We start from the raw sequence: 24,274 nt of genomic DNA, 5'->3' as shown, positions 1-24,274 counted from the left end.
TTTGTTAAAAAGTGCTAAATGATTCTGGGATAACACAAAATGTACTTTTTAACAGTCCTGTCTAAAGATTCTAAGTTAGACAAATCAGATGCCTTTGCAATGTCAACCGTCGTATTGTTCTTCAACAGTATGTTAATATTGCTGTCTCCGGCATTGTAGGCCCTATTGCTGATCACGTCTGTGAAAACAAAAAACGCTGCTTCTTCCTCTGTAAGGTTGAGAGATGTGGCTGCATTTTCTCTAAGGCGTTGCACTCTGGCTGGGTCCGGCACTTCGGTGGTAATCTCCACTTTATATAGATTTCTGTCGGTCAGCATCCTGCAAAGCGTAGAAAGGATCTTGTCGGGATGAATCCGCCATGCTTTAATAGAGGCAAAAATATCCTGATCATCCAACTCCGCAAATTTTACGATATGGTGTTCCGAGCTGAAAAATTCTTCCTCCGCTATGTTATTCACCAAAAAATGTTGTAAAGCGGGTGTAGCAAACAATTGCTCCTGTTTCATGGCCAGCTCCTTTGCCCTTTTCAATATTTTCACCAGAACCTGCTCCCCGGCAATCACTGTTTTATGCAAGTAAACCTGCCAGTACATCAATCTTCTGGAGATGAGGAAGTTTTCAATAGAATAGATTCCCTTTTCTTCAATAACCAGGTTATCATCCAGCACATTGATCATTTTGATGATCCTGTCGAAACTGATCACACCTTCACTTACCCCTGTAAAAAAACTATCCCTGTTCAGGTAATCCATCCTGTCCAGGTCAAGCTGACCAGAAACAAGCTGTGTTAAAAAGCTCTTGTGGTATTTGCCTTCAAATATGGTAATGGCTTGGCTTAGCTTTCCATTGTGCTCTTCGTTTAACTTTTGCATTAGGAGCCTGGAGATGTCTTCATGCCTGATGCCGTTGACCAGAGAATTCTCCAAAGCATGAGAAAATGGGCCGTGACCGATGTCGTGCAACAGGATTGCAATTTTGGCCGACTCCTCCTCCTCTTTGTCAATATCATGTCCCTTTCCACGAAGTACATCAATGGCCAGTCCCATCAGGTGCATGGCGCCAAGCGCGTGATGAAATCTGGTATGCAAAGCCCCCGGATACACTAAGTGGGTCATGCCCAACTGCTTGATATACCTTAAGCGTTGAAAGTATGGATGGGCGATGAGGTCAAATATTAATTCGGAGGGGATAGTAATGAAGCCATATACTGGATCATTAATTATTTTCTTTTTATTCAATCCGTGCAAAATAAATTATACGGTACAAAAATTGCTATTTTTATCGATAGTAAAAAGGCAATGACTAAAAAGGTATGTTCGTCATCCTGATTTATTTCAGGATCCCGCACAGGCATAAAAAGAATTATTTAAATTATAAAAATATAGAATGCAGGAAATTAAGATCCTATGGGCCGATGACGAGATCAATCTACTAAAACCACATATTTTATTGCTTAATGAGAAAGGCTACCATGTGACTACCTTCACCAACGGTAACGACGCCCTCGAAGCTTTCGGAAATGAATACTTCGATCTGGTTTTTCTTGATGAAAACATGCCTGGCATAAGTGGCCTGGAAACCCTAACTGCAATTAAAAACATCAGAAGCGATGTTCCGGTGGTGCTCATTACCAAAAGCGAAGAGGAAAACCTAATGGAGGATGCCATAGGCTCTAAGATAGACGACTACCTCATTAAACCGGTAAACCCCAAACAGGTACTGCTCACCATAAAAAAGATTATAGACAATAAACGCCTGGTTAATGAAAAGACTTCCATGGCTTATCAGCAAGATTTTAGACGATTGGGGATGACCCTCAACGATAAGTTGAGCTACGAAGAATGGGTAGATGTGTACAAAAAACTGGTGTTCTGGGAGCTGGAATTGGAAAAGCTGGACGACCCGCAAATGCATGAGATCCTGACCATGCAAAAATCTGAAGCCAACATGCAGTTCTCCAGATTTATTGAAGATAATTATTTGGGATGGGTGAATGGCAAAGAAAAAGCACCTCTCCTTTCTAATGAATTGTTAAAGAAAAAAGTATTCCCTCTGGTGGGAACCAATACCCCTGTTTTCTTTATTTTGATAGATAACTTAAGGTATGATCAATGGAAAATTATCAACCCGTTAATTACTGAACATTTCCGCCTGGATGAAGAAGATACCTATTCCAGTATTTTACCGACTGCAACGCAATATGCCAGAAACTCAATTTTTTCAGGTTTAATGCCTTTGGAAATGGAAAAACGCTTCCCCTCGTTATGGCAAAACGACGATGATGAAGGTGGTAAGAACATGCATGAAGAAGCATTTTTGGCCGACCAGATTAAACGAAGTGTAAGAAAGGACTGCAAGTTTAGCTACCATAAAATCCTGACTTACGATGATGGTAAGGCACTCAATGAGCAGCTCAACAACCTGATGCAAAACGAGTTTAACGCGATCGTTTACAACTTTGTGGATATGCTTTCACATGCGCGTACGGATATGCAGATGATCCGCGAGCTGGCTAACGACGATGCGGCTTACCGCTCTTTGACACTTTCCTGGTTTGAACATTCCCCATTGTTTGAGCTGCTTAAAAAGATCGCTCAGAAAAATGTAAAGCTGGTCATCACTACAGATCACGGAACCATTAGGGTAAAACATCCAAGTAAAGTGATTGGCGACCGCAATACCAACACAAACCTGAGGTATAAGCAGGGCCGGAACCTTAATTTCAATGCCAAGGAGGTCTTTTTGATCAAAAACCCGCATGAGGCACAATTGCCTAAAATTAATATCAGTTCCAATTATATCTTTGCAAAAGAAGATCGTTATTTCGTTTACCAGAACAACTACAACCAGTTTGTAAACTATTACAACGAAACCTTCCAACATGGTGGAATCTCATTAGAAGAAATGATCATTCCAATCGCAACATACAGTAGTCGGTAAGATGACCCTTGAAGTAAATAGCCTTGCAGATATCACTATTGCCGCAAAGCAATTGGCGGCAATAGTAAAAGAAAACAAAATTTGTCTCTTTTATGGAGATATGGGCGCAGGTAAAACTACCCTGATCAAATCCATTTGCGCAGCACTCAGTGTTCAAGAAACAGTAAGTAGTCCCACTTTTTCCATAGTGAACGAATATCATGCTGGTGATCAGGTGATTTACCACTTTGATTTTTACCGGATCAAATCAATCCAGGAGGCATTTGATATTGGGTATGAGGACTACTTTTACTCCGGCAATATTTGCCTGGTAGAGTGGCCGGAAAAAATCCAGGAACTGATCCCCGAAGAAAGAGTGGACATAGAAATTGGCATAATTGACCAGGACAAGCGAAAGCTTAATATCAAAATCTACAATTGATACTTGGTCATATCCAGTTATTTTGCGTAATTTAAAACCAAAATTTACTCAACAGCAATGGCAACAGGATTACGTGAAGGCATGGCGCAGATCGCTCAAAAAGGTTTACTGCAGCCCAAAGAAACCTTGTCAGAATTAAACAAGAAAAGCGATAGTCTCTACATCGGTATCCCCAAAGAAATCTCTTTTCAGGAGAACAGAATAGCACTTACCCCACTCTCTGTCGCTTTGCTTGTTAACAATGGGCATAAGGTGGTCATTGAATCCGGGGCAGGCAACGGAGCAAATTTCTCAGATAACGATTACAGTGAACAGGGGGCCATCATATCATTTGATAAAAAAGAAATCTTTAATGCTGATGTACTTGTAAAAATTGCGCCTCCTATGCTGGAGGAGATTGCACTGATGCATAAAGGGCAAACGCTAATTTCAGCATTGCAAATGGGTGGCTTGAAAGAAACCAGTCTGAAGGCATTGATGGATAAGAAGATCAACGCGCTGTGTTTCGAAAACCTGCGGGACGAGGGAAATATCTTAAGTGTGGTACGTGCCATGAGCGAGATTGTAGGCGCCACCTCCATATTTATCGCTGCTGAATACTTAAGTAATGTGACCGGTGGCAAAGGACTGATGCTGGGCGGATTTACCGGAGTGCCCCCAACAGAAATTGTCATCTTAGGCGCAGGTACCGTAGGTGAATACGCTGCAAGAACAGCGCTTTCATTAGGATCCGACGTAAAAGTTTTCGACAGCTCGATTTATCGCTTAAGGCGCTTGCAAAATAACCTTGGCAGTCGGGTTTTTACCTCAGTTATGCAACCGATAGTTTTGGAAAAAGCCATTACGACTTGTGACGTGGTGATTGGCGCCATCAGGGCATCCCATGGCCGTAGTCCCTGCCTGGTGATGGAAGAGACGGTAAGCAGGATGAAACCAAATTCGGTAGTAATCGATGTGAGTATTGACCAGGGAGGTTGTTTTGAAACCTCTGAAGTAACCAACCACAAAGATCCGGTATTCAGGAAACATGATGTAATCCACTATTGCGTGCCAAATATTGCCTCCAGAGTACCTAGAACAGCTTCTTATGCCCTTACCAATATCTTTACCCCAATATTGGTAGATATAGGTGAGATGGGTGGTTTAATGGGCGTGGTTTGGAGCAAGCCCGGAATTAGGGATGCCTTGTACATTTACCAGGGGCACCTGACCAATAAAGATCTTGCCAATCGCTTTAACATCCCGTATAAAGACATTGAACTGTTGGTGGTATCAAATCAGTAGTTAGCTAGTAATTCTCGTGGATATAGGTCATAATCCTGCCCATTTCTTTTCTTACCGTTGCCGTAGGTACCACAAAGTTGTTGTTTAAGAAAGAGAACAGGTATGTTTTCCCCTTTTTTGTAACCACATAACCACTTTGGTTGTGCACATTTGCCAGCGATCCGGTTTTACCAAATACAAAAGGCTGATCTGTTTTCGGGTACGCGTTCTTTAACGTCCCGCTCATTCCCCCAGCCGGTAGCATCGCAAAAAGCTTCTTAGGATTATTTACTTCTTTGTAGATGAGCTCCAGCAGTTTAATAACACTCCTTGGGGTAACCAGATCATACCTGGACAACCCGGAGCCATCCGCCCAAATAAATTTATCCGGCAAGGACGAAAGGTATTCTTTTTGAATATGTGCAATCGCCTTATCTGTGCTCAATTCTTGTCCAAGCTGGTTGGCGTATACCAACAGCAATTGTTCAGCAATAAAATTATCACTCGGTAATAGCATCTCCTTAAATACGGAGTCTGATTTGATTCCGTAATAAGTCTTCGCTCCAGGCGGCATAAGCATTGAGATGGACTCAACTGGTCGGCCCAGCGTATCTGAAAGCAGGCTCAATGTGGTAGCCAGGTCTACTTTATAAGGCACCTTTTGATTGAAGTTTGACGGCAATACAACAGCAGGGTAAGTGAATGAATTACCGATAAAGGCTCTTGTAACGGAAAAGGTTGGTGCTTTAGCTGTCGGGTCAGCCATTACTTTATCTGCAAAATACTTCGGAGAAACAGCCAATTTGCCATTTGTATTTTTAAGGTCTACTAAATTGTCTGCAATTGGGAACTCATTAATTTCAGCCTGGTAATAGTCGTTATAATCATCCCACTGCCAGCCCTTTCCATAAAAACTACCCGTGTACCTGCCTGGTGCGAAGAATAATTTCTTATTGCTGTATTTTAAGAAATTAAATGCCTTTATCGCTTTGAGCTGACTTTGCAAAAAAGATGGATCGCCAGTGCCCCAGAAAATTAAGGAATCCCCTTTTTCGATATACCTTAAAGAAGGAATTGAGTCGGGCACCATCTTCAATCCGGCATAAAAAGTAAACAGTTTGGTATTTGATGCTGGTGTAAAATATTGATCTGAATTCCTTTCAAAAACCATGTGGCCTGTTGAAAGATCATACAGCGCGAATCCGGAATAATACTGTTTAAGTACGGCTGATTTTGTAAAAATCTTTCCTAACTTATTCGCCATTTGACGATCCGCAGAACAAGCAAACAGAAATAAACTAAGTACACCAACTGAAAATAAAATGCGGAACCTGCTATTAACCATACCAATATATTTACCCGTTACTAATTTATTAAATTAGTTCAATGATTGTGCTACAGCGCGTTAATAAGTTACATTTAGTTGGGTTAGGCTTAATCCTGGCCTGCTGCATTTTTGACGCGACCAGCAGTACAGCGCAACAGTTTGAGTTTAATGGCAAAAGGGCTAAGAACCGCATTAGCTTTAACCTCATCAAAAACCTGATCATCATCCCGCTATTCATTAACGATACAGGGCCTTTTAATTTTATCCTGGACACAGGCGTTTCTCCATTGATCATCACCGATCCAAAAATTATAGAGGGCCTAAATCTAAAAATGCTAAGGCCAACCAAAATCAGCGGCCTGGGTAAAGGCCCGGAAATTGATGCCTTAATAACCAGCGAACTTTCTGCCAGGGTGGGTAAAGCCACCATCAAGAATATCCCGACTGCTATCTTGGAGGATGATATACTGGGCCTTTCCAATTACCTGGGGGTTAAAATACATGGACTGATCGGCTATTATTTTTTTAAAAGCTTTTTGGTCAGCATCAACTATCCGTCAAAGACACTCCTCTTTCAACTCGGTTCTAAAAAGCCGAAAATAAAAGGCGACAAAATTCCTATCGAGCTGATTTACAATAAACCCTATACCACTATAGAGACGGTGATCAATGGTTTGGGTACGTTGCAAACCAAAGTAATTGTGGACAATGGCGCAGGGCATGCCATTTCGCTGGAAACTTATAGAGACAACCCTTTTCCTACCCCGGAACCGTCTTTTGAGGCCAATCTTGGAAACGGCCTAAGCGGACCCATCAGCGGTAAAATTGGGAGGATTGCATCGCTAAAAATTGGAAGTTACCAGCTCAACAATGTCGTCTCTTCCTTCCCTGTTTATGATGATGCCATGGCCAAGACTTACCTCTCCAATCGCAATGGAAACCTCGGCGCCGATGTGCTGAGCCGGTTCAACATCACCTTTGATTACGAGAATGGTTTGATGTATATCAGGAAAAACCCAAACTTTAAACTACCATTTGAACATGACATGTCTGGTTTGGAAATATTTGCCGACAATACGGATACAAAGCGATTCTTTGTGGTGAGAATCGAGCCCGGATCACCGGGAGAACAGGCCGGTATCCAAACCGACGATGAAATACTTGCCATCAACTTTGTAGACACCAAGCGAATGGAGCTTGGTGAGATCACAAAACTGTTCAGGCAACAAGACGGTAAAACCATATTCTTAACCCTTAACAGACATGGCGAACTTATTTATAAGTTGATAAAACTAAAACGTAGAATATGACTTTATCATTTAAAATGTAGCAAATGTTATCCTTTTGAAGAAGAAGCCTTAATTTTGAGATTATGCAAGTGTCCCCAATAACAAGAGGCTTAGTTCTCTGTGCCTTTACTTTATCCATTTTTATAAGCAGTTGCCAAAGTGAGGCGGAAAAAGAAAAAGAGCAGACTAAAATTAAAGAAAAGAAAATCGGTAAAAAATTAGACTTTACACCAATACTGGGAATTAGGTACACAGAGGTAAAACGGAGATTCAGCACAGGATTATCTTATAATGAGCTTGGGTTTGCTCAGGAGCCAACCTGGATCATTGAGTTTAAATCTAACGATACGGTCATGGCATGGAGCCCACAAAAATTGCGCATGCAGCCCTTCTTTCTAACTTTTGACCATGGAAACGTCTATAACTTCGCCAAAGAATATTTCCGCATCAAGAAAATTACCAAAGACAGCCTTTTGTTTCAGCGCCTTCAGCTCAAAGGAAAAGAGATTTTGAGTGATATCAGTTCTGATGTGAACATCGTTTATTATAGCGATGACTATATCAAAAACACCCTTAAAACAACCGCTGCCCTTTTGCAAAAGCCTACCCCTGCAGACACCGCTTACATTAAGGGACTGATTGCTAAATCCAATAAAGACCCCTTAAATCCAAAAACTGTATTTGCAGGAAGGAATCCAGCCGTTTTTACACCAACCAGCCCTGTGGTTAGCGCTAAAAAGATTTCTACCGTTAACCGATTGGTGGGCAGAACTGAGGCATATGATTACCTGTTTCCAAAATACCGCTTACAAATCAATAAGGCGTATCAGGACTTCGCTTACGAGATTTCTGCGATCATTGATTCCAAAGGAGGTGTTCATCTAAACAAACTTTATTTTATCCAGCCAGAGTTCCTCGAATCGAGAAAAAAAACAGTGCAGGGAATACTTGATGTTTATGTGAAGAACCTTTTTAAAGTAACTCCGGGTAAGACGCTGGGAATGCCCCACTCCAGTGAAGTTACGTTGGTTCTGGTAGGAAAAAAGCAATAAGATGCTCTGAGACAAAAACTTAGAAAACGTAAAAAAATATGCATTTGCATTTTAATAGAAAAATAATATGTACCTTGCACACTTAATTTTATAATAAATAATACAATGCAAGAAGGAACAGTAAAATTTTTTAATGTAACTAAAGGTTTCGGATTCATTATCCCTGCAAACGGAGATAGCGAAATCTTTGTACATTCAACAGGCCTTATCGATGAAATTCGTGAAAACGACAAAGTTGAATACGATGTTGAAAGCGGTAAAAAAGGGTTGAATGCGATTAATGTTAAAGTAATCTAGATTATTAAAAACATAAATTGTGCAGAGGATGACTTAACGGTCATCCTCTTTTTTTTGCCCGCTTTTTACCAGGCCTACAATTGTTTGAGCTCGCTTTAGGTTGATGATGAATTCTTCACAAGCGCTTAGCTTTTTCAGGCTTTGTTCACACCTCCTTCACACCAAAATCACATTCAGGTACTTTTTTGTGAAGAAAGTGTGACGGAGGTGTGCAGAAGGTGAGACTTTGCATTAATTCGTGTATGTTCTAATGTGCTACTTATCCCTAACAATACCTTAAGCTGTTATATACAAAATATAGCCGATTAATAAATTAAGTTGCGCTTATTTTTTAACTTTAGAAATCATCCAACCCTATGGACAGCAATTACGCAAATCTGGTTTCTAAAATTAATGAGTTCACTAAAAAGTTTTACCTCAATAAACTTTTAAGAGGAAGCATTTATGCTGCTGCAGTTATATTGGCGCTGTTTTTATGTTTATTCGTCCTCACCTACTACCTCAACCCGGGCGTTGGAACCAAAACCATTTTGTTTTTTTCTTTTGTAGCAGCAGACCTGGTTATGATCTTTATTTGGATCATCAAACCCTCTCTCCTCTATTTTAATTTGAGGAAAAGCCTCAGCATAGAAGAATCAGCCAAGCTTATTGGCGGTCACTTTTTTAGTGTACAGGACAAGCTATTGAATACGTTGCAGTTAAAAGCCCTTGCAGACCAACACCCACAAAACAGCAGTTTAATCCTAGCCGGTATTGATCAAAAGATTAATGAGCTAAAGCTCATCCCTTTTGCCAGTGCCATTCGCCTTGCAGACAATAGGAAATATGTTCGGTTTGTGCTCATTCCTTTGTCGATCATTTTATTGATCGGCTTGATTGCGCCTGCCATTTTAAAGGAAGGTTCTAATAGGTTTGTGCAGTACGACAAAGAGATATTGCCAGTGGCACCTTTTAACTTCAACCTTTTAAATAACTCTTTGCAATTTTCGCAGGGTGATGATGCGGTGGTTAGTTTAAAACTAACTGGCGACCAAATTCCACAAGAAGTGTATATTTCTGACGGTGTGAATAGCTATAAGCTGGAAAAAAGCGGCAAAGTTAACTTCAATTATACTTTTAAAAACATCCAAAAGAGCAGGAAGATCCAGTTTTTTGCAGGTGGTTTCAACTCGGTATCTTATGATGTTGAAGTAAATGCAAAACCTGCCATCTTGAGTATGACTGCTGAGCTGAAATACCCGGCATACCTCCATAAAAAACAAGAAACGATTCAAAACGCGGGCGATCTGTTGATACCGGAAGGGACTGCCGTCACGTGGAACATCAATACCGAGAACAGTTCTGCGTTAACGTTTATTTTAGGCAATGAGCAATTGGGCCTTAGTCCAGATGATAATGTTTACCGATTTAGTAGAATTATTAAGGACGATCTGGCTTACACCGTTAGTCCGAAAAACCAATTTGTATCTGGCAAAGATTCCATTCATCACCAAATCAATGTGATCCGGGATGAATTTCCTTCAGTAAACGCGGTTGAAAAACCAGATTCACTAAGCAGCAAAGTGTTGTATTTTACAGGGAATATTGCCGACGATCATGGCTTTAGTGGTTTGGCCTTTATTGTGAATGTCAAGGAGAACGGCGTTTTGAAAGCCGTAAGCAAAAAGTACATTCCCGTAAAGAAAAGTGACCTGGAAAGCTCCTTTTTCTTTGTTTGGAATTTAAAGAATGAAGTGCTTAAAGGCGGTCAGTCTTTAGAATATTACTTCCAGGTTTGGGATAATGACGGCGTAAATGGTGCAAAAACCAGCAAATCAGATATAAAAGTATTCGAAGTGCCTTCTGCTCAACAGGTTAATGATAAGCTTAATGAGGGCAGTAAGAGTCTGAAACAACAGATGGAGAAAGCGATTAAGCTTGCCGGCGATGTAGAAAAGGAAACGAAAAAGCTAAGCGAAACATTGTTGGATAAGAAGCAACTTTCTTTTGATGACAAGAAATTGGTAGAGCAGCTCCTGGATAAGCAAAAGCAGCTTGATGAGGCCGTTAAGAACATTAAGGAGCAAAATGAAAAGAATACTTTCCAGAAGGAAGAGAACAATGCGCTGAAAGATGAACTGGCAGAAAAGCAAAAGAAGATAGACGATTTGTTTAATAATGTGCTGGACGAAAAAACGAAGTCGCTGCTTAAAAAGCTTCAGGACCTGATGGATCAAGACAATAAAGACCAGACCCAGAACGAGCTGTCTAAGATGCAGATGGACAATAAGTCGCTCAAAAACGAATTAGACAGGATCCTGGAGTTGTACAAGCAATTGGAATTTGAACAGAATCTTCAAAACAACATTGACCAGCTGAAGGATCTTGCGAAGGAGCAAAAAGAGTTGGCTAAGAAATCTGACGCAAAGGAAAGTAAGCCTGCGGATTTGAAAGCTGAGCAAGATAAACTGGCGCAAGATTTTAAAAACTTAAAAGAGGAGTTGTCCAAAATAGCAGAGAAGAATGAGCAGCTGGAACGCCCGAATGCTTTTAAAACGCCTGAAGAGGAAGCGCAGGAAGTCTCCAAACAGCAACAAAACAGCAAAAATAGTTTAAGCAAGGGCGATAAGAAAGAGGCTGCCAAGAGTCAGCAGAAAGCCGGCGATGAAATAGAAAAGATGGCGCAAAAGATGGAGGAGATGCAAAAGGAGTCTTCTGATGCTCAAAATAATGTGAACACTGAGGAGCTTAGGCAGCTATTGGAAAATCTTTTAAAAACTTCTTTCGACCAGGAAAAGGTGATGTTGGCTTTAAAGAACATGAACAGCAGTGACCCGCTGTATACAGCCAATGTACAAAAGCAGAGGGGCATCAAAGATAACCTGAAAACAATCTCTGACAGTTTATTTACCCTGAGCAAAAGGGTGCCTCAAATAGAAAGTGTGGTGAATGAGGAAATGCAGAAAATTAACTTGAACGTTGATAAAGGCCTGGAAAATCTTGGTGAACGAAACACGCCTGCAGCAAACAGGAACCAGCAATATGCCATGACTTCTATCAACAATTTGTCGTTGATGTTAAGCGAAGCCTTGGACCAGCTTCAAAATGCAAAGAAGAATGCGAAGGGTGGAAAGGGTGGCAAAGGCAGCATGAAACAGTTGCAGCAGATGCAGCAACAGCTTAACAACAGTATGCAGAAGGCGCGCGAGCAGATGCAAAAGGAAGGCAACAATGGCAAGGCAGGCAAAGGACAGATGAGTCAGGAATTCTCCAAAATGGCACAGCAGCAGCAAATGATTAGAGAGGCCATGCAAAAGCTTAACCGGGAACAGACTAAGGGTGGTAAGAATGGGGCCGGCGACCTCAGTAAGTCGATCGAAGACATGAAAGCCACGGAGTTAGACCTGGTGAATAAAAAGATAGAACAACAAACGCTGGAGCGGCAGAAAAAAATATTGGACAAGATGCTTGATGCAGAGCAGGCAGAGCGAGAAGAAGACGAGGATGACAAGCGCGAAGCCAAGGCTGGTAAAGAGTTCCCGCCATCGTATAAAAAGATGCTGCAAGAGTTCAATAATTCAAAGCAATCTGAAAGCGAATGGCTGCAAAAGCTTCCGGCGGATCTTAACTACTACTATAAAAACAAGGTAGCCGAATATTTTAAATTGTTAAATTCGTCAAAAAAATAAGTGCAATGCCAATAGGGACCATCAATTTCTTTGCTGAAGAAACCAATTACCAGTTAAAACAAAAACGGGGATTGAAAGCCTGGATTAAGGCAACGATCGTTGCAGAAGGTTATCGGTTGACAGAGTTGAATTTCATTTTGTGTTCTGACGCGTATTTACTGCGTATGAATCAAGATTACCTGCAACATGACACTTACACCGACGTGATCACTTTCGACAATTCTGAGGTATTAAAAACGATTGTTGGCGATATATTCATCAGCATAGACCGCATTAAAGAGAATGCAGGAACTTTAAATGTTAGCGTCCGCGAGGAACTTTGCCGGGTTATGGTTCATGGAACCTTGCATTTATTGGGCTATAAAGACAAGACAAAAGCCGCCAAGGCTTTGATGACAGAAAAGGAAGACTTTTACTTGAGCAAGCTTTCTGATACTGAGGCAACGGTATAGAATTCATGTTTGCCTTTTATTGTTTACTTTTGTAGTAATTTCTTATAAATAAAATCGTTAATAAAACACTTTGAGCACATTAATTGCAGCCGAAAGCCTTGGTCATGCTTATCATGATGAATGGTTATTTAAGAACCTAACTTTAGGAATACAAACAGGTCAGCGAGTTGCGCTTGTGGGGATCAATGGTGCCGGCAAAAGCACACTTTTAAAACTACTGGCCGAGCGCTTCTCTCCTTTAGAAGGAAAAATCGTAAAGAATAAATCTGTAAAGATTGGATTTTTAGATCAGGAGCCTTCCTTCCCGGATGGATATTCCATTAGTGATTTTATATTTTCACTGGAGAACAAACAACAGCAGCTGATTAAAGAGTACGAGGAACTAATAGAAGATCCTAACCCTGATGAAAAAACGCTGAACAGGTTGTATGAAGAACTCAGCGAGCACAATGCCTGGGAATATGAGCATGAGATTAAGACCATTTTAAGCAGAATGGGCATCACCAGGTTGCAGCAAAAGATATCTACATTATCTGGCGGACAAAAGAAACGTTTGGCCCTGGCTAAGCTTTTAATCGAAGATCCGGAAATCTATGTATTGGATGAGCCGACGAATCACCTGGACATCGATACAATTGAGTGGCTGGAAAAATTACTGACCTCTGGAAATAAAACCATTTTACTGGTAACTCATGATAGGTATTTCCTGGACAATGTGTCTAACACCATAGTGGAACTTGACAGAGGTAAGATCTACAATTACAATGGCAATTACGCTTACTTCCTGGAGAAAAAATCGGAGCGAGAAGCATCAGATGAGAGCACCTTCCATAAGAATAAGAACCTGTTGAAAAAGGAACTCGAATGGATGAGACGTATGCCACAGGCTAGAGGTACCAAATCTCAAGCTAGAATTGATGCCTTCTATGATTTAGATGCAAAAACTAAGCAAAGAGGTGATAATCAAAGTATTACGTTAAAAGTTAAGATGGCCAGGCAAGGAAATAAAATTCTTGAACTGGATCATATTGGGCAGTCGTTTGACGACAAAGCAATCATCAATGATTTCAGCTATACTTTCAAAAAGGCAGATCGTATTGGTCTTGCCGGAAAGAATGGGACTGGAAAATCGACACTGCTTAACATTATGACCGGTATACTTACTCCGGAAAAAGGAAAAGTAGGTACTGGTGAAACTACTGTTTACGGTTATTACAAACAAGGGGGTTTAGCCTTTAATGAGAAAGAACGTGTAATCGATATTGTAAAGTCTGACGCGGAATATATCAAGATGGCCGATGGCTCAACCATTTCCGCATCTCAGTTATTGACCTTGTTTTTATTCCCGCCAAAGAAGCAACATGGTATGGTTGAAAAGCTGAGTGGTGGTGAGAAAAAGAGATTGCATTTGATGAAAGTTTTGATGCAGAATCCTAACTTCCTCATACTGGATGAGCCGACAAATGACTTGGATATTGACACGCTAAATGTGCTGGAAGAGTTCCTGGAGAACTTCCCGGGAGTATTGATTTTGGTGTCTCACGACAGGTACTTGCTGGACAAAATGAGTGAACAATTGTTCATCATGGAAGGCAATGGAGAAGTGACGATTTACAATGGTAATTATTCAGAGTACCGGTTAAGTTTGAGCACTCCAAAAGAGGTTCCTGTTGCTAAAGTTGTGAAGCAGGAAATTATTGAAAAGCCTGCTGGAAAAAAATTAAGCTACAAAGAACAGAAAGAATTGGAGGATTCAGAACTAAAGATTCAGGAACTCGAGGAAGAAATCAGTAGCCTTACAAAGTCGATCGCTGAAATGGATTCTGCGGACTATAAAAAATTGAAAGACCTAAGTGATTTGATAGAAAAGAAGACCGAGGAACTGGATGTAATTACCAGTCGCTGGCTAGAACTTTCTGAAATATAATTTGATTAAATGCTATGTTTCACGTGAAACTTTATTCATCAGTTCCACGTGAAACATATTAGAACATAAGACATGTTTAAAGAATATGATGTGATCGTTGTCGGTGCTGGACATGCCGGTTGTGAAGCTGCGGCAGCAGCGGCAAACCTCGGCTCTTCAGTGCTGTTGATTACCATGAATATGGAAACAATCGCTCAAATGAGTTGTAATCCTGCTATGGGGGGAGTTGCGAAAGGGCAGATTGTTAGAGAGATCGACGCAATGGGTGGCTATTCTGGTATTATAGCAGACAAAACGACCTTGCAGTTTAGAATGCTTAACCTATCTAAAGGTCCGGCGATGTGGAGCCCTCGAAGCCAGAATGACAGGAAAAGGTTTGCAGAGGAATGGCGATTGGCTTTAGAGCGCACGCCTAACGTTGATTTCTGGCAAGACATGGTGAGTAGCCTGATCATCAAGGACGGCATTGTAACTGGCGTTAAAACTTCCATAGGAGTTGAAATTAAAGGAAAAAGTGTCGTGCTTACAAACGGTACTTTCTTAAATGGACTAATTCATATAGGAGAGAAGAAATTTGGCGGAGGCAGAACTGGAGAAAAAGCGGCAACGGGTATCACAGAACAGTTAACAGCCTATGGTTTTGAAGCTGGCAGAATGAAGACTGGAACGCCACCAAGAGTTGACGGTCGCTCGTTGAACTATTCCCTGATGGAAGAACAATGTGGCGATGAAAATCCCGGCCGGTTCTCTTATACCAATGTAGACCTTCCTACAAAACAACGCTGCTGTTGGATTACTTATACCAACGCTAATGTACACGAAACATTAAAGGAAGGTTTTGAAAAATCCCCAATGTTTACAGGAAGAATTAAAGGCTTGGGCCCGCGTTATTGTCCTTCCATAGAAGATAAAATCAATCGCTTTGCGGAGCGTGAAAGACATCAGATTTTTGTTGAACCCGAAGGTTGGGATACTTGCGAAATTTACGTAAACGGATTTTCTACCTCCCTACCAGAAGACGTACAGTATCGTGCATTAATTCAAATTCCTGGATTTGAAAATGCCAAAATGTTCAGGCCTGGTTATGCGATAGAATACGACTACTTCCCACCTACCCAATTGTCGCTTACTTTAGAAACTAAGTTGGTCAAAAACCTATATTTTGCAGGACAAATCAATGGTACTACGGGATATGAGGAAGCGGCGAGTCAAGGATTTATTGCCGGTATCAATGCACATCAGAAAGTTTGGAACAAGGAAGAGCTGATCATGAAAAGGTCAGAGTCCTATATTGGCGTACTTATCGACGACCTGGTTACAAAAGGCACGGAAGAACCATATCGTATGTTTACTTCCAGAGCTGAACATCGACTGCTGCTAAGGCAAGATAATGCAGATATACGCCTCTCTCCTATTGGACATCAACTGGGCTTAATTAGCGATGAGCGATTAGCAATCGTTAAATCGAAAGTTGCAAACTCTGATGCCATCGTAGATTTTACCAGGAAGCAAGGTATAGAGATGGAAGTTGCAAATGCATTGTTAACAGAGTTAGGTACCAGTGAGCTGAACCAAAATGTCAAGTTATTCAGTTTGTTAAGTCGCCCACAAGTTGGAATTAACGACATCAGGAAAGTGAGTACTCCCCTAAACGAAATGCTAGAAGCTTTCGATAAAGAGACTATAGAACAAGCGGAGATCAAAATAAAATACGAAAGTTACTTTGAGAAAGAACAGGAAATTGTCAACAAGATGCAGAAGATGGAAGACAAAGATATCAATCCTGATTTTGACTATTCACAGTTAGGTTCATTGTCCAAAGAGGCTAGAGAAAAATTATTGAAAATAAAACCACGAACATTAGGTCAGGCCTCAAGAATATCAGGTGTTTCCCCATCGGATATATCTGTTTTAATGGTACACATTGCAAAATAACATATAAGTAATTGATAAACAGTGTTTTAGATAATGTATTGATCAATAAATAATTGACTTATTTTAAGCACTTCTCAGCCATTTTAATTATTTTTTGATCAATTATATCTAAACACGCTTAAAATTCAACAGAGCTCATTTAAATGCGAAAAAAGAACATTCATAGCTTAAGAGCCAAGATGGCATACATAGTTGGCATATGTTTATCAATTTATGGGTGTGCAAGCATCCAACAACCACAAGGTGGACCGAGGGATACCACTCCTCCGGAGATTTTAAAAATGACTCCGAAAAATTTAACAACGAATTTCAATGAGAAGAAAATTGTCATAGAGTTTGATGAGTACTTCAAAATTGCCAACGAAGTAAAGGAATTTTCCATCTCTCCTGAATTGGACATTGCCCCTACCCTTAAGGTTAAGCAGAAACGTTTAGAAATAACATTTACAGATACCTTAGAAAAAAATACAACCTATACGCTAAATTTCGGTAAAGCCATAGTGGATATCAATGAAGGCAACGCCATTAAAAATTTCACTTACGTATTTGCAACTGGCCCTGAGCTAGATTCTTTGAGCATCAGCGGAAGGGTGACCAATACCAAGACCGGAAAACCGGAGATTGATGCAGTAGCTTTTATTCTGCCCCTCAATAGAGATACTTTATTTGGAAAAGGCAAGCCTGCCATTTATACACGTACAGACAGCAATGGAAACTATAAGTTGAGCAACCTCAGAACAGATACCTATAGAATTTATGCGTTGAAAGAAACCAACGGCGATAAAATATACCAGCAGCCTACAGATGAAATTGGTTTTATAAAAGACTCCGTGCTATTGACTAAAAATCTCGATAGCATGAACATTAAATTGTTTAAAGAAGATGCCAAGGTATTTAGAATCTTAGAGCGGAAAATAGATAAAGATGGTAGCATTAATATCACCTTCAATCAGAAGTTAAAAAAGCCGGAAGCCATAGTACTGGATCCGCCGGATCTGGATGTCTCTAAAAAGTTAAAATTCAGTCAACATCACGATTCCCTTAAGGTATGGCTGACAGCTTTGGCATTCGACTCCGTGAAAATTGCGATTAAAGATGAAGGAAAACTTTTGCAGACCACAACACTAACAAGAGGTAAAAAAGAAACGTACACCAGAGCACTTACTGCTGCAGGTAATCTGGAGGGTTCTATATTGAATCCTAACCAACCGTTAAGATTAACCTTTAACTTTCCCGTTAATCAGGTAGATTCTTCTAAAATAACGTTAATGGAGGATTCAGTAGCGATGACCAATTTTACCGTAACTAAGGATAGTGTAGACTTCCTTAGCTATTATGTCCGCTACCCCTGGAAGGCAAAAAAATCATACGATATTAAGTACGGAGCTGGAGCATTTACAGGTATCTTCAATGTGAAAAATAAGGAATTCACTCAGATCTTTAAGCTGGCAAACCGGGATGATTATGGGAGCTTAATTACAAAAATTACTGTTCCGGAGAAGAACAAAAGCTACATTCTAGAGGTACTAAATGGAAATAACACCACGGTAAATACCATTGTGGTTAGACAAGACACTACGGTAACCTTTAGAAACTATAGATCCGGCAAGTACTTTTTGAGGATTACGTACGACACCAACAAAAACGGCATTTGGGATACCGGGAATGTATCGCTAAAACTCCAGCCAGAACGCATATGGAATGAGCCGAAAGAAATGTCCATCAGGCCGAACTGGGAAAGGAATGAAACCATTGTGATTCCAAAGGAACGATAAGAGTCCGACTGGCTTATCTAAACCAGTCGGAATACATGATATAGTTATCTGGTAGTTTGTTCAACAGTTCGCGCTGTGCATCGGTGATGGCTTTGACCTTTTTAGCGGGTGTACCAGCGTAAATGAAGCCGCTTTCACAATGGGTGTTCTCCAACACCACAGCGCCTGCGGCTATGATTACATAATCTTCTACAAGCGCGTTATCCATCACAATCGCCCCCATCCCAATCAATATATGGTCATGCAGGATACAACCGTGTACAATGGCATTGTGCCCGATAGAAACCCGATTACCGATTGTTGTAGACGCTTTCAAATAAGTAGCGTGAATTACCGCACCATCTTGTATATTCGTATCATCACCTATGGTGATAGAATTGACATCACCCCTAATTACTGCATTAAACCAAACCGAGCAATTCTTTCCCAGAACAACATCACCAACGATAGTTGCATTTGGTGCAATAAAGTTGTTTTCACCTATGATTGGATGTACTCCTTTAACTGGTAGTATAGTTGCCATAATTTAAAAAACAGTATCAATTAATTTATCCATGTGTTCAGGGTAATCAGTGGTAAAGTGAAGGCCCCTACTCTCCTTTCTGGCCATGGCCGACTTAATCACCACAAATGCCACCTGAATTACATTTCTCAATTCACAGAGTTTAACAGAAACCTTATTCTCTTTATAGAAATCCTCAGTTTCCTGGTGTAGGAGAAATAAGCGCCGCATGGCACGCTCCAGGCGGAAATCTGACCGGACAATACCCACATAATCACTCATTAATTTCTGTGTTTCCCTTAAATTATGTGTAACCAATATATCCTCATTGGATTGCGTAACACCATGGTCATTCCAGTCAGGTATATTGTCAGGTATAATGTTCTTTTGAAACGCCGCAACTGCGTCTAAGTAAATCCGATGTGCAAAGACAGGAGCTTCTAACAGAGAGTTAGATGCCAGCCTATTGGCACCGTGTAAACCGGTAGAAGAACATTCACCACAGGCATATAAGTTGTTGATAGACGACCTTCCATTCTCATCCACCAGGATGCCCCCACACATGTAATGAGCAGCGGGTGTAACTGGAATGAGGTCCTTGGTCATGTCTATGCCGATCGATAAACACTTCGCATATATATTTGGAAAATGGCTTAAAATATCAGCCTTGCTCCTGTTTCTGATGTCAAGATAAACGAAATCTTCACCAGACTTTTTCATTTCAGAATCTATGGCCCGGGCAACAATATCACGAGGAGCCAAGGAACCCCTTTTGTCGTATTCATACATGAATTCCTCCCCATTCTTCCTTCTTAACACCCCTCCAAATCCTCGAACTGCTTCAGAGATAAGAAAAGCCGGATACTCCCCCGGGTGATACAATGCTGTTGGGTGGAACTGTATAAACTCCATATTCCGCAATTTTCCTTTAGCGCGATAAACCATGGCCATTCCGTCTCCGGTAGCAATAACCGGATTCGTGGTACTGGAATAGATGTGACCAGCACCACCAGAAGCAAGGATAGTCACATTAGCTAAAATCTTTTCAACATCGTTACGCTCTGTATTAAAGGCATATATACCATAACAGTTGATATCAGTAGTACTCTTATCAACATGTTTACCCAAGTGGTGCTGGGTAATGAGCTCCAGACAAAAGTAATGTGTTAATATCTCTATGTTATCATTTTGATGAATTTGCTTCAACAACACACTTTCAATTTCGTAACCCGTTACATCCTTATAATGCAACACACGGTGCTCAGAATGACCACCTTCCTTCGCCAAATCGTACACACCAGTCTGATTCTTATCAAAGTTTATCCCGTAGTCGATAATCTCCTGAATCCGCTGTGGGCCCTCTTTAACAACGATTTCCACAATTTCCTTATTGCACAAGCCATCACCGGCAATTAGTGTGTCTTCTATATGTTTTTCGAAAGAATCGTCTTTATCAACAACAACTGCGACACCGCCCTGGGCATACTTCGTATTTGACTCATCCTCATTAGACTTTGTAACTATCAGGACTTTACCGTGTTTAGCAGCTTTGAGTGCAAAACTCAATCCGGCTATGCCAGAACCTATCACCAAAAAATCGACTTTTCTCATTAAATGTACGCGTTTAAAAAACTATGTTAACAACCCTACAACAAGTGTTAACTTAATGTCTAAATAAATAGAGCAAGTATTGTTGAATGTTTAAAGCTACTCTAAAATGATAATTCAACACAATTATTTAAGTTATTTTTAAGCAACTTTGTGGAGTTTATTAACTTTTTATACACCTGTTAAGAATGAACATATCGCTATTGATAAGTTTTTATGTCAAATAATATAACGTTGTAAATCAGTTAAAATTCAAAATATAAAAGCATTTAAATTGTTGGTAAGTTTAGAGTAAGTCAGATCACAGCATTAAAATCCAATACTTACAAACAATACCAACACACTAATAAACAATAGAAATCTATTTATATTAAATAATTATAATTTATTGATCTGTTGAAAGCACTTACCTTTACAAATGCCAAACAGAACTTAAAGCAAAATACGAACAGATGGAAACGGATACATTAGAAGAATTAAGCAGGAAAGGATTTGTTGACGAAAAGATTGATCCTACCCTTGATCTATTTGATGAGATTGAAAAGTTAAAAAAGGAAAAGAATGCGATAATACTTGCGCATTATTATCAAGAACCTGATATACAAGATATTGCAGATTATATTGGAGACAGTTTAGGGCTTTCTCAAGAGGCTGCAAAAACTGAGGCAGATGTGATTGTTTTTGCAGGAGTTCATTTCATGGCCGAAACAGCTAAGATCTTATCGCCAAATAAAAAGGTATTGTTGCCTGATGTAAAGGCGGGATGCTCATTGGCCGACAGTTGTCCGCCCCACCTGTTCAGGAAATTTAAAGAGAAATATCCAGACCATGTGGTGATCACATACGTGAATTGCACAGCAGAATTGAAAGCTTTAAGTGACATTGTTTGTACCTCTACAAATGCAGTACAAATTGTAGAAAGTTTACCAAAAGAAACAAAGATCATATTTGGTCCTGATAAGAACCTCGGTGCCTGGGTAGCCAAGAAAACTGGTCGTGATCTTGTATTGTGGAACGGGGCATGTATGGTGCATGAAATTTTCTCCAGAGAAAAGATAACCAAACTAAAGGAGCGCCATCCAAACGCCAAGTTTATTGCCCACCCGGAATGTGAAGAAGCAGTATTGAGTATGGCCGACTACATTGGTTCTACAACAGGTTTGCTGAAGTATTCTACAAATAGCGATGCAAAGGAATTTATTGTGGCAACGGAAAGCGGTATTATCCACCAGATGGAGAAAGCAAACCCTGACAAAACCTTTATACCTGCTCCTCCTAACAACAACTGCGCATGTAATGATTGCCCTTACATGAAAAGAAATACGCTGGAGAAACTTTATTTATGTTTAAAAAACGGTACACCAGAAGTTACTGTTCCAGAACATATCATTGTTGAAGCGAGAAAACCCATAGAACGAATGCTGGAGATATCAGCACAATTAGGATTATAATGTTTGAAAATAAAGAACGTACAGATATAGCAGAATTGGGTGAATTTGGTTTGATCAAACACCTGACTGATAATTTTAAAATTAGACATGAAAGCAGCATCAAAGGAATTGGAGACGATGCAGCAGTACTAAATTTTGAAGATAAGCAAGTCTTGATATCCACTGATCTGTTGTTGGAAGGAATTCATTTTGATTTGGCTTATGTACCCCTGGTGCATTTAGGCTATAAAGCCGTACAAGTGAACCTAAGCGACATTTATGCGATGAATGGTATCGCTACCCAGATTACAGTTAGTATAGGCTTATCCAGCAAGTTTCCTTTGGAAGCTGTAGAAGAGATTTATAAAGGAATTGAACTGGCATGTAATAAGTTTAACATTGATTTGATAGGTGGAGATACTTCTACCAGCAAGCAAGGGTTGGTGATCAGTGTAACCAGTATAGGCTATGCAGACAAGAAAGATGTGACTTATAGAAACGGTGCTGGAGAAGGTGATTTACTCTGTGTTTCTGGTGATTTAGGTGGTGCTTATGTTGGTTTGCAGATATTAGAAAGAGAAAAGCTGGTATACCTGGAAAATCCAAATATACAGCCCGATTTGGAAGGAAAGGACTACATCATTGAAAGGCAGCTAAAACCCGAAGGAAGACGGGATATAGTAGATTTATTGTCGCAAATGGACATTAAACCTACATCGATGATTGATGTATCTGACGGATTGGCCTCTGAGATATTGCATATCTGCCAACAATCAGAAAAAGGATGTAATCTCTATGAAGAAAAGATACCGATTGATCCATTGACCTATGAAACAGCGAGGGAACTGGGTTTAGATCCAACTATCTGTGCCTTAAGTGGTGGAGAAGATTATGAACTTCTTTTTACCATTAAACAAAGTGATTATACCAAGCTAAAACATGATGTTGACATCACTGTTATTGGACACATTACCGATAAAAATTCCGGCTGTAAGATGATATCTAAATCCAATGTGGTACATGATATTAAGGCACAGGGATGGAAAGCATTTTAATCTAAAAATTTGGTGTCTATTTGCTTAGTTGCACGGGCACCTAATTTTTTGATCTTTTCTGACGTACTGGCCAGGTTACCTGATCCTTTACTCAGTTTATTTAGGGCCTTATCATAAGCATCCTGACTCAGTCGTATGTTTTTTCCAATACCTTCCATATCCGCTAAAAAGCCTACAAATTTATCATACATGCTTCCGCTTAAGCGAGCTATTTCCAGTACATTTCTATTTTGCCTTTCCTGTTTCCAGATACTGGAAATTGTTCTTAAAGTAGCCAGTAGAGTGGATGGGCTTACAATAACTACTTTTCTATCCCAGGCATAATTAAAAAGTTCAGCATCCTGTTGAACCGCAATACCAAAAGAAGATTCTATGGGGATGAAAAGCAATGCAAAATCAGGGGAATTTATTTGATAAAGGTCATGGTAGTTTTTACTGGACAAGCCCTGTATGTGTGTTTTAATAGAAAGGATATGCTGTTTCAAATAGCTTTCTTTTGCCTCATCGGTATCTGCAGAAAGCAGGCGTTCGTAGGCAACAAGTGATACTTTGGAATCTATGATTACATGTTTATCATCGGGCAAATCTAAGATCACATCGGGTTGTAGCCGGTTGCCATCAGCATGATTCAAGTTGGTTTGAATTCTATATTCTCGGTCTCTTACTAATCCTGAACGTTCTAAGATTCTTTCTAATATGATTTCACCCCAGTTTCCTTGCTTTTTACTGTCGCCTTTTAGTGCCCTGGTGAGGTTGCCGGCCTCTTCACTGATCAGTTTACTCTGGTCCATTAGCTGGCTAATTACACCTTTAAGGATATTTCGCTCGTCAGATTCTGATTTATATACCTTTTCTACCTTCTCTTCGAAGGCCCTGATATTTTCCTTTAGTGGGTTTAAAATAATATCCAGATTTGTCCTGTTTGTCTCCGTAAACTTGGCAGACTTTTCATCTAATATTTTATTGGCAATATGTTCAAACTCCAGTTTGAAACGATGTTGCAGATCGTCAATGTATTTTTCTTGTTGAACCTGTTTTTCAATTTGTGCCAGGAGCCGCTGCTCGGCTTTAATCACCTTGTCCCGTTCGTTCATGTAATTTAAGCGCAGCTCAGCTATTTCTTCCTGTAATGATTTTTTCTCTTTTTTATTGGAGTCGAGCAACCTATATATAAATATAGATACTAAAATTATGATCAATAATCCTATAACAACTACTTCCATGCTAATATTTTTAACAAAAATGCTCAATAAAATATAAATTGACAAGGGAAATTTATTGCGGGATTTAAGGCTATAATTTGGAATGATTTTACAGTAATAGGCTGGAAGAT

18 protein-coding genes are annotated in these 24,274 nt (G+C 40.0%); 13 read left to right on the top strand and 5 right to left on the bottom strand.

The window, feature by feature from the left end:
* Positions 1 to 14: 14 nt before the first annotated feature.
* Positions 15 to 1,238, bottom strand: coding sequence for an HD domain-containing protein (locus tag ACXZ1K_RS03550; RefSeq protein WP_458972005.1), 1,224 nt, complete (start codon positions 1,236 to 1,238; stop codon positions 15 to 17).
* Between the two features lie 148 nt (positions 1,239 to 1,386).
* Here ACXZ1K_RS03550 and porX point away from each other — a divergent pair, with 148 nt between their 5' ends.
* Genes porX through ACXZ1K_RS03535 form a run of 3 tightly spaced genes read left to right on the top strand, consistent with a single transcriptional unit; the run spans position 1,387 to position 4,645 of the window.
* Entirely contained in the window at positions 1,387 to 2,940 is a 1,554-nt protein-coding gene (gene porX, locus ACXZ1K_RS03545; protein WP_458972004.1) for a T9SS response regulator signal transducer PorX, read from the top strand.
* Between the two features lies 1 nt (position 2,941).
* On the top strand, positions 2,942 to 3,361 hold the full coding sequence (gene tsaE / locus ACXZ1K_RS03540) for a tRNA (adenosine(37)-N6)-threonylcarbamoyltransferase complex ATPase subunit type 1 TsaE (RefSeq protein WP_458972003.1): 420 nt from the start codon (positions 2,942 to 2,944) through the stop codon (positions 3,359 to 3,361).
* A gap of 57 nt (positions 3,362 to 3,418) precedes the next feature.
* Positions 3,419 to 4,645, top strand: a complete 1,227-nt coding sequence (locus ACXZ1K_RS03535; RefSeq protein ID WP_458972002.1) for an alanine dehydrogenase — start codon at positions 3,419 to 3,421, stop codon at positions 4,643 to 4,645.
* Positions 4,646 to 4,649: 4 nt separating this feature from the next.
* On the opposite strand, the gene ACXZ1K_RS03530 is transcribed toward ACXZ1K_RS03535, so the two are convergent.
* Entirely contained in the window at positions 4,650 to 5,969 is a 1,320-nt protein-coding gene (locus ACXZ1K_RS03530; protein ID WP_458972001.1) for a D-alanyl-D-alanine carboxypeptidase/D-alanyl-D-alanine-endopeptidase, read from the bottom strand.
* A 41-nt stretch (positions 5,970 to 6,010) separates the two neighbouring features.
* Here ACXZ1K_RS03530 and ACXZ1K_RS03525 point away from each other — a divergent pair, with 41 nt between their 5' ends.
* From ACXZ1K_RS03525 to ACXZ1K_RS03490, 8 genes are all read left to right on the top strand, one after another.
* Positions 6,011 to 7,261, top strand: a complete 1,251-nt coding sequence (locus tag ACXZ1K_RS03525) for an aspartyl protease family protein (protein ID WP_458972000.1) — start codon at positions 6,011 to 6,013, stop codon at positions 7,259 to 7,261.
* 62 nt (positions 7,262 to 7,323) lie between these two features.
* Positions 7,324 to 8,292: a hypothetical protein gene (locus ACXZ1K_RS03520; protein ID WP_458971999.1), complete on the top strand. Its 969-nt coding sequence runs from the start codon at positions 7,324 to 7,326 to the stop codon at positions 8,290 to 8,292.
* Between the two features lie 105 nt (positions 8,293 to 8,397).
* Positions 8,398 to 8,589, top strand: coding sequence for a cold-shock protein (locus tag ACXZ1K_RS03515; protein ID WP_008241764.1), 192 nt, complete (start codon positions 8,398 to 8,400; stop codon positions 8,587 to 8,589).
* Between the two features lie 356 nt (positions 8,590 to 8,945).
* Positions 8,946 to 12,257 (top strand): DUF4175 family protein, encoded by a 3,312-nt coding sequence (locus ACXZ1K_RS03510; RefSeq protein ID WP_458971998.1) that lies wholly within the window; start codon positions 8,946 to 8,948, stop codon positions 12,255 to 12,257.
* Between the two features lie 5 nt (positions 12,258 to 12,262).
* Positions 12,263 to 12,709 carry an rRNA maturation RNase YbeY gene (gene ybeY / locus ACXZ1K_RS03505; protein ID WP_458971997.1) on the top strand — a complete coding sequence of 149 codons (447 nt, stop codon included), beginning with the start codon at positions 12,263 to 12,265 and terminating at the stop codon, positions 12,707 to 12,709.
* A gap of 70 nt (positions 12,710 to 12,779) precedes the next feature.
* Positions 12,780 to 14,636 (top strand): ABC-F family ATP-binding cassette domain-containing protein, encoded by a 1,857-nt coding sequence (locus ACXZ1K_RS03500; RefSeq protein WP_458971996.1) that lies wholly within the window; start codon positions 12,780 to 12,782, stop codon positions 14,634 to 14,636.
* A 72-nt stretch (positions 14,637 to 14,708) separates the two neighbouring features.
* Positions 14,709 to 16,571: a tRNA uridine-5-carboxymethylaminomethyl(34) synthesis enzyme MnmG gene (gene mnmG, locus ACXZ1K_RS03495; RefSeq protein ID WP_458971995.1), complete on the top strand. Its 1,863-nt coding sequence runs from the start codon at positions 14,709 to 14,711 to the stop codon at positions 16,569 to 16,571.
* Between the two features lie 179 nt (positions 16,572 to 16,750).
* Positions 16,751 to 18,346: an Ig-like domain-containing protein gene (locus tag ACXZ1K_RS03490; protein WP_458971994.1), complete on the top strand. Its 1,596-nt coding sequence runs from the start codon at positions 16,751 to 16,753 to the stop codon at positions 18,344 to 18,346.
* Positions 18,347 to 18,359: 13 nt separating this feature from the next.
* Here ACXZ1K_RS03490 and ACXZ1K_RS03485 read toward each other — a convergent pair whose 3' ends face one another.
* Both ACXZ1K_RS03485 and nadB read right to left on the bottom strand, forming a co-directional pair.
* On the bottom strand, positions 18,360 to 18,869 hold the full coding sequence (locus ACXZ1K_RS03485) for a gamma carbonic anhydrase family protein (RefSeq protein ID WP_458971993.1): 510 nt from the start codon (positions 18,867 to 18,869) through the stop codon (positions 18,360 to 18,362).
* Positions 18,870 to 18,872: 3 nt separating this feature from the next.
* Positions 18,873 to 20,459: an L-aspartate oxidase gene (gene nadB / locus ACXZ1K_RS03480; protein WP_458971992.1), complete on the bottom strand. Its 1,587-nt coding sequence runs from the start codon at positions 20,457 to 20,459 to the stop codon at positions 18,873 to 18,875.
* 449 nt (positions 20,460 to 20,908) lie between these two features.
* Between nadB and nadA the strand changes: the two genes are divergently transcribed.
* The gene (gene nadA, locus ACXZ1K_RS03475; protein WP_458971991.1) at positions 20,909 to 21,907 is read left to right on the top strand and encodes a quinolinate synthase NadA; all 999 of its coding nucleotides are present in this window, start codon (positions 20,909 to 20,911) and stop codon (positions 21,905 to 21,907) included.
* Positions 21,907 to 22,941, top strand: a complete 1,035-nt coding sequence (gene thiL / locus ACXZ1K_RS03470) for a thiamine-phosphate kinase (RefSeq protein ID WP_458971990.1) — start codon at positions 21,907 to 21,909, stop codon at positions 22,939 to 22,941. The genes nadA and thiL overlap by 1 nt, the downstream gene beginning before the upstream one ends.
* Here the strand turns inward: thiL and ACXZ1K_RS03465 are convergent.
* Entirely contained in the window at positions 22,938 to 24,164 is a 1,227-nt protein-coding gene (locus ACXZ1K_RS03465; RefSeq protein ID WP_458971989.1) for a DNA recombination protein RmuC, read from the bottom strand. The genes thiL and ACXZ1K_RS03465 overlap by 4 nt on opposite strands.
* Positions 24,165 to 24,274: the final 110 nt, after the last annotated feature.

Source organism: Pedobacter jaeyakensis, assembly GCF_054461315.1.
The sequence above is the reverse complement of the archived record's forward strand: the minus strand, read 5'-3'. Positions and strand labels throughout refer to the sequence as shown.